This is a genomic window from Stenotrophomonas sp. YJH_SMC_6, assembly GCF_059371335.1.
The window spans coordinates 160,780-172,162 of the sequence record NZ_JCAFUM010000015.1; the positions used below are offsets into that span (position 1 = coordinate 160,780).

The window sequence follows — 11,383 nt, forward strand, 5'->3', positions numbered from 1 at the left end:
GGGGCAGTCCGGGGCGAGGGAGCCCCGAGCCTAACCGGAACGCAGTGACGGTGTCGTCCGACCGGGCAAGGGCGACGAGGTAGAGTCGACTGGGTAGAGTCGACGGTTAGTCGACTACCTTCCCCACAACGAGCGAAAATCCCGCGCCGCGCGCGATAGTCGACCAACGGTCGACTCTACCTGTGGCCCGGCGCCATCGCGCCGGGACCGGTCGACCTCAACACTCGATGACGTTCACCGCCAGGCCACCGCGGCTGGTTTCCTTGTACTTGTCCTGCATGTCGCGGCCGGTATCGCGCATGGTCTTGATCACCTTGTCCAGCGACACTTTGTGCTTGCCGTCGCCACGCATCGCCATACGTGAGGCGTTGATCGCCTTCACCGCGCCCATCGCATTGCGTTCGATGCAGGGGATCTGCACCAGCCCGCCGATCGGGTCACAGGTCAGGCCGAGGTTGTGTTCCATGCCGATTTCCGCGGCATTCTCGATCTGGCTCGGGTTGCCACCCAGCGCTGCGACCAGGCCACCGGCCGCCATCGAGCAGGCCACGCCCACTTCGCCCTGGCAGCCCACTTCGGCGCCGGAGATCGAGGCGTTTTCCTTGTACAGGATGCCGATCGCTGCCGAGGTCAGCAGGAAGTCGAATACGCGCTGTTCGTTGGCGCCGGGGCAGAAACGGTCGAAGTAATGCAGCACCGCCGGCAGCACGCCGGCAGCGCCGTTGGTCGGCGCAGTCACCACACGACCACCGGCGGCGTTCTCTTCGTTCACCGCCAGCGCGTACAGGTTGACCCAGTCCAGCGTGGTCAGCGGATCGCGCATCGCTGCTTCCGGCTTCGACGACAGCTCGCGGTACAGCGCCGGTGCACGACGGCCGACCTTCAGGCCACCCGGCAGCACGCCTTCCTCGCGGATGCCGCGCGCCACGCACGACTGCATCGCACTCCAGATCTCGCGCAGGTTGGCGCGGATCTCGTCTTCGCTGCGCCAGCACTTCTCGTTCTCGAACATCAGCTGGGCAATACTCAGGCCGCTGCGCGCGGTCTGCGCCAGCAGCTCGTCGCCGCTCTTGAACGGGTAGGGCAGCGGGGTCTCGTCGGGCACGATGCGGTCATCGGCCGCGTCGTCCTGGTTGACCACGAAGCCGCCACCGACCGAGTAATAGTCACGGGTGGCGATCACCTCGTCCTCGGCGTTGTACGCGGTGAAGCGCATGCCGTTGGTGTGGTACGGCAGCTTCTGGCGCTTGTTCATGCCGAGGTCGCGCTTCTCATCGAAGGCGATCTCGTGCTGGCCCATCAGCTGGATGCGCTTGCTGCTGCGGATGCGCTCCAGGGTGGCCGGAATGATGTCCGGATCGATCAGGTTCGGCCGCTGGCCTTCCAGGCCCAGCAGGATCGCCTTGTCGGTGCCATGGCCGCGGCCGGTCAGCGCCAGCGAGCCATAGACATCGGCGCGGATGCGCGCGACTTCGTTCAGGCGACCCGGGTCGAGCAGCCAGCGATGGATGAATCGCTCGGCGGCCTTCATCGGCCCGACGGTGTGCGAGGAGCTCGGGCCAATGCCGATCTTGAAAACGTCGAACGTGCTGACAGCCATGGTTGCCGTACTGCGGGTACCGGAGGAGACCGCTATTCTAGCGGTTCATGCCGCACTTCCATGGCTGCGGCGCAGCATTTCGGCAGAGGGAGCAAAACCGGTGTTGACCCTGTTCCAGCGCGATGACTGCCACCTGTGCGACATGGCCCTGGCCGAGCTGGCCAAGGCGCGGGCACCGGAGTTCGAATCGGTGTTCCTGGATGACCAGCCTGCGCTGGAAGGGCGCTACGGCGCGCGGGTGCCGGTGCTGCGCGACGAGCGCGGCGACCGTGAGCTGGACTGGCCGTTCGACGCGGCCACGGTCCAGGCCTGGCTGGCCGTCGACCGGTAGTGCCGGCCGTTGGCCGGCAACCCCGCGATGCCCGGTGATGCCGGCCAGCGGCCGGCACTACCAGAGGCGGTTTATTTCGCGTCGAACTTCACGATCGTGCTGATCGCGGTTTCGTCCGGGATGGTCTTGGTGTCGGCCCAGTCGCCGCCGCCGACGCCGAAGTCCAGCCGCTTGACCGTGGCCTTGCCGCTCAGCACCGGCTGGGTGCCCGGCTTCCAGGTGAAGGTGAGGGTGACCGGCTTGCTGACGCCTCGCAGTTCCAGTGTGCCATCGGCGGCGAACTGGTCATTGCCCACCGCGCGGAAGCCCTTGGCGGTGTAGCGTGCGGTGGCGAACTTGCCAACATTGAAGAAGTCGGCGGTCTGCAGGGTCGAGTCACGGTCGCTGTTGCCGCTCTTGGCGCCGGCCAGCGGGATCACCACGTCCAGCGAACCGGCGGCAGGATTGGCCGGGTCGAAGCTGAGCTTGGTGGCAAAGCCCGGGAAGCTGCCGGTAAACACTTCGCCGTCGTACTTGGTGGCGAACACCAGGATCGAGCCGGCGCCGGGCGCCTGTGCGTAGTCGGCGGCGAACACCGGGGTGGTGGCCAGCATGCCGGCCAGGGCGGCGGCCACGGCGGCCGGAGTGGTCAGTTTCAGGTTCATCGGTCAGTCCTTCTGAGGGGAGGCAAGCCAGCCGCGCGGCAACATGCGGGACAAGGTCGCATCGCGCTGGAACAGGTGGTGGTAGAAGGCAGCGCCGGCATGGGCCAGCACCACCGCGATCAACAGCCAGAAGCCGTACTCGTGGATGGCATGCGATACCGCGACCACCTGCGGGTCGGGGGCGCTCAGCTTGGGCACGTCGACCAGGCCGAACCAGCGGAACGGGCGCAGGCCGCTGGCCGAGTCGTACAGCCAGCCCGACAGCGGGATGGCGAACATCAGCACGTAGAGCAGCACGTGGGTGGCACTGGCGATGCGTTCCTGCCAGCTGGGCACGCCCGGCACCGGCTTGGGGGCACCGGCATACAGGCGCCAGCCGAGGCGGAAGAGCACGAGCGCCAGCACGGTGATGCCGATCGATTTGTGCGCGGTATAGACCCAGAAATACTTGGGGGTCTTGGGCAGTTCGCCCATGGTCAGGCCGACCACGCCCAGGGCGAGGATCAGCAATGCGATCAACCAATGCAGGATCTGGCTGACACTCCCCCAGGCGGCGGGGGTGTTCTTGGCGGTCATGAAGGGTCCTCTAGGGGGCCGTCTTGGGGTCGGAGTGTGGAACGGGAGCGGGAGTTCCCGGGGCGTCGCTGCGGTCGAGGGTGGCTTCGGCCTCGATCCTCAGCTGTACTGCATCACCGATGACGCCCGGCCAAGCGGTGATGCCGAACGCGCGCCGGCTCAGCGTGGTGCTGGCGGAAAAACCGGCGGTGCGTCGGAACGGGGGGAGGGGGTAGCGCTTGATGGCGTTGAGGGTCACGTCCAGCGTGATCTCCTGGCTGACCCCGCGCAGGGTCAGGGTGCCGATCACGTGGGCGCGCCTGGCATCGATCGGTTCGACCCGGCTGGAGACGAAATGTGCCTTCGGGAAACGCTCGCCATCCAGAAGGCTGCGGGCCAGCGTGGCCTGGTTCCATTTGGCATCGCCAAGGTCCAATCGCGACACGGGGACCTCGACATCCAGTGTGGCCTCGCGCCAGTTGTCGGGATCGAACTGCAGGCGGCCCTCACTGCCGGAGACCGTGCCCATCGCCTGCGAGTAGCCCGCGTGGTCGATGCTGAACAGCACACGCGTGTGCACCGGATCGAGGCGATAGGTATCTGCATCCGCCCAGGCGGGAGCGGTGGCGAGCAGCATCGGCAGCAGGGCCAGGCAGGGACGCATCGATGGCGGGCTCCGGAAGGGGGACGCTGTGATCATACGCACAGGCCCCTGCCAAGGATGCGTGCATGGCTGCAACAGTTCGTGGTGGTCCTGCCCCGGCAACAGGCTGTTGCAGCCATGACCCCGGCCCTGTGTGACAATCGGGACAGGACAGGGGGTTCAGGATGACGAGCAGCTGGCGCCTGTGGTGCCTGGGCATCGCGGCAACGGGGCTGCTGCTGTTGGCGTCTGCCACGGCGGCTGCAGCCCTGGACATGGCAGAAACACCACGCCTGCGGCGCTTCGGTGCCGCCGAAGGCATGCCTTCGCGCATGGTGCTGGCGCTGGCCGAGGACCGCCAGGGCCATGTCTGGGCCGCAACCGATGGCGGTCTGGTGCGCTACGACGGCAGCTCGCTGCGGGTCTGGGAACATGACCCGGAACAGCCCGGTTCGTTGCCCGGCAACGAGATCGAGACCCTGCTGGTCGATCCGCTGGACCGTGTGTGGGTGGGCATCAATGGCAAGGGCGTGGCCCGCCTGGATGCCGACCGCGAGCGGTTCAAGACCTTCGATGCGGTCAATGGTCCGTGCCTGGGCCAGTTCTGGACGCTGGCCTACGCCGGGGATGCGTTGTGGATCGGCACCAGCAGCCAGGGTATCTGCCGGTTCGGGGAGGACGGCAGTCTGCGCTTCTTCAAGCACGACCCGGCCCGTGCCGACGGCCTGCCCAGCAACACCATCTACAGCAGTCTGGTCGATGCGCGGGGGCGCCTGTGGATCGGTACCGAGGCCGGCGTCGCACGCTGGAATGGCCGTGACTTCGAGCCCGTGGCACCGCACGCGCTGGGCGCATTGAGCGTGCTGCGGATGAGCCGCGATCCGGATGGCTCGATCTGGGTCGGCAGCCAGAACGATGGCCTGTACCGCATCGATGCGCAGGACCGGGTCAGTCGTCCGCGCTGGAGCGACAGCGCCGGCCTGCGCTCGGCGCTGGTGCTGGCCGATCGACAGGGCGGGTACTGGGCGGGCACGTCCGATGGCCTGCTGCGTGGCGACGCAAGTGCGCTATGGCGACTCGACGGCGACCGCGGCAGTGGGTTCCTCACTGCACAGAGCGGTGTGCTCGATCTGCTGCAGGACCATGAGGGCGGATTGTGGGTCGCCCTGCTGACCCAGGGACTGGCCTACCTCCCGCCGGACTGGCGCCGCTTCTCGATCTGGAACCAGCTCGATGGCAAGCCGCTGGACAGCCAGTACCTGCTGGGCGCGGCCAGTGATGGCCAGAACTACTACGTGGGTTCGGCGCACGGCGTGTATCAGCTGGACGCGCATGGCACGTTGCGCCTGCTGGCCAGCGACCGCGAGATCGGCAGCGGTGCGGTGTGGTCGGTACTGCCGCGGTCGGACGGGCGCCTGTGGCTGGGGCGTGCCGGCCGCATCAGCGTGTATGACCCGGCCACCCGCGCGCTGCACGACTGGCACATCGGTGGAGGCGCCGATCTGCGCCAGCGCATCGACTTGATGCGGCAGGCACCCGATGGCACGGTCTGGCTTTCGGTGATGAACCTGGGCCTGCAGCAGCGCAGTGCGGAGGGCCGGGTGCTGCGCAGCTATCCTCTCGACGATTTCCGCAAGGCGGCCGACTCACCCATCGAGCAGATCCGCTTCGATGCCCATGGCAAGGCATGGGTGATGGGCGATATGGGCATCTGGCGTGAGCAGGCCGGTCGCTTCGAAGCGGTGCCGGGGGTCTCGCGCGGGCTGATCTACGACCTGGTGTGGGTGGATCCGCAGCAGTTGTGGCTGGCCCGCCAGGGCGCGCTGGAGCGCTACCAGTGGGATGGCATGAGCCTGCGCCTGATCCAGCGCATTGATGGAAGCGCCGGTGTGCCGCCGGTCAGCATGGGGGGTCTGGCATTGGCCGACAATGGCCGGGTGTGGGCGACCACGCCGCGCGGCCTGCTGCGCTGGGACCCGAAAGCACGACGCCTGCAGTTGTTCAATGAACGCGATGGCCTGTCCGATGCCGAGTTCACCAGCCGGCCGCCAGCGGTGAATGCTGATGGTCGCGTTCTGGCCGTCGCCCAGACCGGCCTGGTTGCATTCGACGTGAATGCCGACGACGTGGTGCTGCCCGGGTCGTCGCTGGTGATTGCCGAGGTGCGCGTGCGCCGCGACGATGCACGCGGCTGGCAGCCGCTGCCGAACACCGGCACCCTGCTGCTGGGACCGGATGATCGCGACCTGCAGATCGATGCACGGTTGTTGTCGTATGCCAATCCCCAGGGCAACCGCTACCGCTTCCGGGTACGCGGGTATGACCAGAACTGGGTGGAGCAGGGCGGCGACGGCCAGCGCACGCTGTCGCGACTGCCGACGGGCAGCTACGTCATCGAAGTGCAGGCGGCCACCGCCAATGGTGCATGGACGCCTTCGCAGCAGCTGCAGGTGAAGGTGCTGCCACCCTGGTGGCGCAGCGGCATGGCGATCTTCGGCTACATCCTGATCGGTTCGCTGCTGCTGCTCGTCCTGGTCTGGTCGATCCGTGCGCGCCTGCGCCGTCGCCAGCAATGGCAGCTGACCGTGCACAAGCAGGAGCTGGCCGAACAGGCCTCGCAGGCCAAGAGCCGGTTCCTGGCCACGCTGGGGCATGAAGTCCGCACGCCGATGACCGGCGTGCTTGGCATGAGCGAGTTGCTGCTGGCCACACCGCTGGACCCGGTGCAGCGCAGCTATGCCGGCTCCATCCAGCAGGCCGGCAGCCATCTGCTGCGGTTGGTCAACGATGCGCTGGACCTCGCGCGCATCGAAGCCGGTCGACTGGAGCTGGATCTGCGTCCGTTCGACCTGGCCGGCCTGCTCGACCAGGTGCAGGCGCTGATGCAGCCCATGGCGAAACAGCGCAAGCTGGATTTCCAGCGTGGCGACGATCCGCCCGGCCCGATCAGCGTCAGTGGCGACGAGATGCGCGTGCGGCAGATCCTGCTCAACCTGCTGGGCAATGCCATCAAGTTCACCGAGCGCGGTCATGTCGGCCTGGCCGTGTACCTGGAAGAGAACGGCGGCGGTCTCTGCTTCGAAGTGCACGACAGTGGTCCGGGTATCAATGCCGAGCAGCAGGAGCGGCTGTTCCACCGATTCGAACAGGCGGAGGGGCCGCGCACGGCCTCGCGCTATGGTGGAAGCGGGCTGGGCCTGGCGATCTGCCAGGAGCTGGCCGTGGCGATGGGCGGGCGCATTGAAGTGGACAGCCAGCCAGGCAAGGGCGCGCGTTTCCGGGTGCGGTTGCCGCTGCCCTGGACCCGGCAGGCAGCCGCCACGGGCGAAGCGCCGGCACTGCCGATGCTGCCGCCACTGCGCATCCTGCTGGTGGAGGACGATGCCACCGTGGCCGAGGTCATCGCCGGCCTGCTGCGCAGCCGCGGCCATGAGGTGGTGCATGTGCTGCATGGCCTGGGGGCTTTGTCGGAGATCGCTACCGACGGCTTCGATGTCGGCCTGCTCGATCTCGACCTGCCTGCGCTGGACGGCACTGCGATCGCCCGCCAGCTGCGCACCCTGGGCTACGAACTGCCACTGGTGGCGGTGACCGCCCGCTCCGATGCGTATGCCGAATCGCAGGTGCTCGCTGCCGGTTTCGATGGTTTCCTGCGCAAGCCGGTGACCGGCGACATGCTGGTGGCAGCGATCATCCAGGCTCGCGCCAAACGACAGACCACAACTTGAAAACGTCGACGCCGGGCGTGAACGGCGCGACTTTCGGTTTACCATGCCGACGCCCGCGGCGCGGGAATCATCAGGCAGCGTGAGGAGGCAATCGGTGGTGTATCTGCGGGCGGCAATGCTGCTGCTGATCCTCCTGTGCGGCCTGTCACCCGCTGCCGCGCAGCCGGTGCCACCGAGCCCGCGCCAGGTGACGGTATTCGACGGCCTGCCGTCCAATACCGTCAACCGCATGGCCGAAGACCGCTATGGCTACCTGTGGATCGCCACCAACGACGGCCTGGCCCGTTACGACGGGCGCAACTACCGGATCTGGCGTTCTGAGGATGGCCTGCGCGACAACCGCATCTGGACGGTCCTGGTCGATGCGCGCAACCAGCTCTGGATCGGGACCGAGAACGCGGGCCTGGTACGGATGTCGGCCGACCGCCGCCAGCTGCATTTCTACGACCGCAGCAGCCAGCCTTTGATGGGGACCAACACGGTCTGGAGCCTGGCGACCACGCCGGACGGTGCGATCTGGTTCGGCACCCACGAAGGTGGGCTGTACCGGCTGGACAGCCAGGACCGCCTGCAGCGTTTCCTGCCCGAGGCCAACAATCCCCGCAGCCTGCCTGCCGCCTCGGTGCCGTACCTGGCTACGCTGGCCGATGGCAGCCTGTGGGTCGGCACCAAGCATGGCGTGGCGCGCTGGACCGGCACCGACTTCGAGCGGGTCGGCACCGACGTCATTCCCAGCCTGCTGATCAATGGGTTGACCAGCGAACCCGATGGCAGCCTGTGGATCAGTACGATGGCCGGCGCCACGGTGCGTCGCCCCGACGGGCGTTTTGAATCGCCGCCCTGGAAACTGCCGCTGGGCGAGCAGGTGCTCGGCATGATGCTGCGCGATGAACAGGGCGGGCATTGGTTGGATACCCGTACCGGGCTTGGTCGGGCCGTGGATGGGCAGTACCAGACCGTTCCGCTGTACAGCGCCGTTGCGCGCGGGCCGGTGCGGCCGAACTGGACGGGCGCCTACGAGGACCGCGAAGGCGGCATCTGGTTGGCCAGTACCAATGCCGGCCTGTGGCATCTGCTGCCGCGCTGGTGGCAGTTCTCGGTGCTGTCGCGATTGGAGGACGACACCGGTTCTCTGCGCAATACCTTCGTGCTCGGCACCAGCCCTTCCAGCAATGGCGGCATCTGGACGGTCGGCAGCCACGGTGCGCTGGACCGGTTCGATCCCAGGACGGGCAAGATCGAGCAGCACCGCACCTGGGTCAATGGCATGTACTGGTTGTCCTCGGTACGCGAGGATCGCCGTGGCCAGGTCTGGATCGGCTCGACCGATGCGTTGCTGCGCTATGACCCGAAGCGACGTGAGCTACGTCGCTGGGGCCGTGATGCCGGGGCCGACGCGACCATGGAAGGGGTCATCGAGTCGATGATGACCTGTGACGGCGACAGTCTATGGTTGATGTTGCCTGCAGGCCTGCAGCAGCGTGACCTCGACGGTCGCCTGCGCCGCCAGCTGGAAAACGGCCAGCGCGGCCTGCAGCAGGGCCAGCTCAACCTGGATGTGGAATGCGGGCCGCAGGACCACATCTGGCTGGCCAGTAGCCGTGGCCTGCTGCAGTGGCTGCCGGAAAGCGAGCGCTTCCAGCCGGTGCCGGGCGCGCCGGCGACCGCGATCCATGCGTTGCACGTGGGCCGCGATGGCCAGGTCTGGCTGTCGGAGGATGGCCGCCTGTCGCGCTACCGCTGGAGCCAGGGCCGGCTTGAACGGCAGGCCGTGGTCGGCGCGGAGCAGGGCTACCCGGCGATCTCCGCTTCCGGGCTGGTGGTCGACGCACAGGGGGTGGCCTGGGCCACCAGTGCGCGCGGCCTGGTCCGGGTTGGCGCCGACGGGCAGAGCGTGCGCCTGTACGGCGTCCACGACGGCCTGCCCAGCCAGGAGTTCCGCGAGCACACGTTGACGATGTCCGGCGATGGCCATCTGGTGGCCGGTACCCCGGCCGGCGTGGTGGTGTTCGACCCGGAACAGGTGCGGCCGTCGGTGCGGCGGGCGCCGTTGGTGATCGAACGGGTCGAAGTTCGCCGCAACGAGCAGGTACTCGACCTGACCCATGACACGCCCTTGCAGATCGCCGATGGTGACCGTGACCTGCGCATCGTCGCGCGACTGTTGTCGTTCGCCGATTCGGCCTCCAACAGCTACCGCTACCGCCTGGCCGGCTACGACCCCGATTGGGTGGAAGTGGGGCCGGCCGGTGAGCGCCTGTTCTCGCGCCTGCCGCCGGGCAGCTACCGCCTGGAGGTACAGGCGCGCTCGGCCGACCATGTCTGGTCGCGGGTGCAGAGCCTGGAATTCCGTGTACAGCCACCGTGGTGGCGCAGCCTGTCCGGGCTGCTGGTGCTGGCCTCGATCGCGCTTCTGCTGACCAGTTGGTTTGCCTGGTTGTATCGCCGTCGCCTGCAGCGGCGCCATGCCTATCAGCTGGCACTGCATAAACAGGAACTGGCCGAACAGGCCTCGGCGGCCAAGACCCGCTTCCTGGCCAATCTCGGCCACGAAATCCGCACGCCGATGACCGGTGTGCTCGGCATGAGCGAACTGCTGCTGGCCTCGCCGCTGGACCCGCAGCAGCGCGGCTACACGCAGTCGATCCGGCACGCCGGCGAACACCTGCTTCACCTGGTCAACGATGCACTGGACCTGGCACGGATCGAATCCGGACGGCTGGAACTGCAGTCCAAGCCGTTCGCGCTGAGCTGCCTGCTGCAGGACCTGGCCGCGCTGATGGGACCTCTGGCAGCGCAGAAGGGTCTGCGCTTCACCCTCGACAACCAGTTGCCGCCGGGCCTGCAGGCGACCGGCGATGCGATGCGGGTAAGGCAGATCCTGCTCAACCTGCTCTCCAACGCGGTCAAGTTCACCAGCCGTGGAACCATCACCCTGCATGCGCGCAGCGACGGCGAGCTGCGCGCGTTGCATTTCGAAGTGCGCGACACCGGGCCGGGCATCAGCCAGGAACAGCAGCAGCGCCTGTTCCGCCGCTTCGAGCAGGCCGATGGCGCCCGCACCGCGGCGCAGTACGGCGGCAGCGGCCTGGGCCTGGCGATCTGCCGCGAACTGGCGCAGGCGATGCAGGGGCGTATCCAGGTCGAGAGCCAGCTCGGCCGCGGCACGTGTTTTGGCGTGACCCTGCCGTTGCCGCTGGTGGTCGATGCCAATGCAGAGTCCGAGGGCGAAGTGCACCGCGAGGATGCGGCCAACATGCCGCCATTGCGCGTGCTGCTGGTCGAGGATGATGCAACCGTGGCTGATGTGGTGCGCGGGCTGTTGAGTGCGCGCGGCCATGAAGTGGTGCATGCGGGCCATGCGCTGGCGGCACTGCGCGAGATCAGCGCAGGGGATTTCGACGTCGGTCTGCTGGATCTGGACCTGCCGGGCCTGAGCGGCTTCGAGCTGGCCCAGCACCTGCGCAACCAGGGCTACATGCTGCCACTGCTCGCCGTGACGGCACGGACCGATCCGGACCTTCAGCAGCAGGTGGAAGCGGCCGGCATCGGTGATTTCCTGCGCAAGCCGGTAACCGGTGAGCTGCTGGTGGAAGCGATCGCCAGGGTCATGGGCAGGTAGGGTTTATTGCAGGGCTTGCAGCCCTGCACCTGCAGAGGCTTCAAGCCAAGGCAACAGCAACGGCAAAAGCAGGCATTCCGTGGGTGGTGGGGCGGTGTGGGCTTGCAGGACACGCCGTAAACCCGTCCATGAAGTGACCCCCGAGACTTGGACGGGGTCAGGCGGCCGATTGGGCCCGCTCCCGGTACTCTACCGGGCTCAGACCTTTCAGTTTCAGTTTGATGCGCTCCTGGTTGTAGTACTGGATGTATTCCACCAGC

General features: G+C 67.4%; 8 protein-coding genes. 3 read left to right on the forward strand and 5 right to left on the reverse strand.

Features of this window, described 5'->3' with window-relative positions; genetic code table 11:
• Positions 1–217: 217 nt before the first annotated feature.
• Positions 218–1,600, reverse strand: coding sequence for an L-serine ammonia-lyase (locus AC5P9N_RS17760; RefSeq protein ID WP_005410675.1), 1,383 nt, complete (start codon positions 1,598–1,600; stop codon positions 218–220).
• Between the two features lie 100 nt (positions 1,601–1,700).
• Here AC5P9N_RS17760 and AC5P9N_RS17765 point away from each other — a divergent pair, with 100 nt between their 5' ends.
• Positions 1,701–1,931 carry a glutaredoxin family protein gene (locus tag AC5P9N_RS17765; RefSeq protein WP_099484048.1) on the forward strand — a complete coding sequence of 77 codons (231 nt, stop codon included), beginning with the start codon at positions 1,701–1,703 and terminating at the stop codon, positions 1,929–1,931.
• Positions 1,932–2,002: 71 nt separating this feature from the next.
• On the opposite strand, the gene AC5P9N_RS17770 is transcribed toward AC5P9N_RS17765, so the two are convergent.
• From AC5P9N_RS17770 to AC5P9N_RS17780, 3 genes are read right to left on the reverse strand one after another with little or no spacing between them, the layout of a single operon-like run.
• Positions 2,003–2,575: a YceI family protein gene (locus tag AC5P9N_RS17770; RefSeq protein WP_099484047.1), complete on the reverse strand. Its 573-nt coding sequence runs from the start codon at positions 2,573–2,575 to the stop codon at positions 2,003–2,005.
• A gap of 3 nt (positions 2,576–2,578) precedes the next feature.
• Positions 2,579–3,151, reverse strand: a complete 573-nt coding sequence (locus AC5P9N_RS17775) for a cytochrome b (protein WP_049396075.1) — start codon at positions 3,149–3,151, stop codon at positions 2,579–2,581.
• 10 nt (positions 3,152–3,161) lie between these two features.
• Positions 3,162–3,794: a YceI family protein gene (locus AC5P9N_RS17780; RefSeq protein WP_005410671.1), complete on the reverse strand. Its 633-nt coding sequence runs from the start codon at positions 3,792–3,794 to the stop codon at positions 3,162–3,164.
• A gap of 164 nt (positions 3,795–3,958) precedes the next feature.
• Between AC5P9N_RS17780 and AC5P9N_RS17785 the strand changes: the two genes are divergently transcribed.
• Complete coding sequence (locus AC5P9N_RS17785) at positions 3,959–7,501, forward strand: sensor histidine kinase (protein ID WP_049442109.1); 3,543 nt, start codon at positions 3,959–3,961, stop codon at positions 7,499–7,501.
• Positions 7,502–7,595: 94 nt separating this feature from the next.
• Entirely contained in the window at positions 7,596–11,123 is a 3,528-nt protein-coding gene (locus tag AC5P9N_RS17790; protein ID WP_164212711.1) for a hybrid sensor histidine kinase/response regulator, read from the forward strand.
• Between the two features lie 157 nt (positions 11,124–11,280).
• Here AC5P9N_RS17790 and AC5P9N_RS17795 read toward each other — a convergent pair.
• On the reverse strand, positions 11,281–11,383 hold a 103-nt coding region (locus AC5P9N_RS17795), incomplete at its 5' end, for an IS3 family transposase (protein ID WP_495223871.1).

Excerpts from the sequence above, each read along its gene's own strand:
- AC5P9N_RS17760 (WP_005410675.1), bottom strand. The coding sequence starts at position 1,600 with ATGGCTGTCAGCACGTTCGACGTTTTCAAGATCGGCATTGGCCCGAGC.
- AC5P9N_RS17770 (WP_099484047.1), bottom strand. The coding sequence starts at position 2,575 with ATGAACCTGAAACTGACCACTCCGGCCGCCGTGGCCGCCGCCCTGGCC.
- AC5P9N_RS17775 (WP_049396075.1), bottom strand. The coding sequence starts at position 3,151 with ATGACCGCCAAGAACACCCCCGCCGCCTGGGGGAGTGTCAGCCAGATC.
- AC5P9N_RS17780 (WP_005410671.1), bottom strand. The coding sequence starts at position 3,794 with ATGCGTCCCTGCCTGGCCCTGCTGCCGATGCTGCTCGCCACCGCTCCC.
- AC5P9N_RS17785 (WP_049442109.1), top strand. The coding sequence starts at position 3,959 with ATGACGAGCAGCTGGCGCCTGTGGTGCCTGGGCATCGCGGCAACGGGG.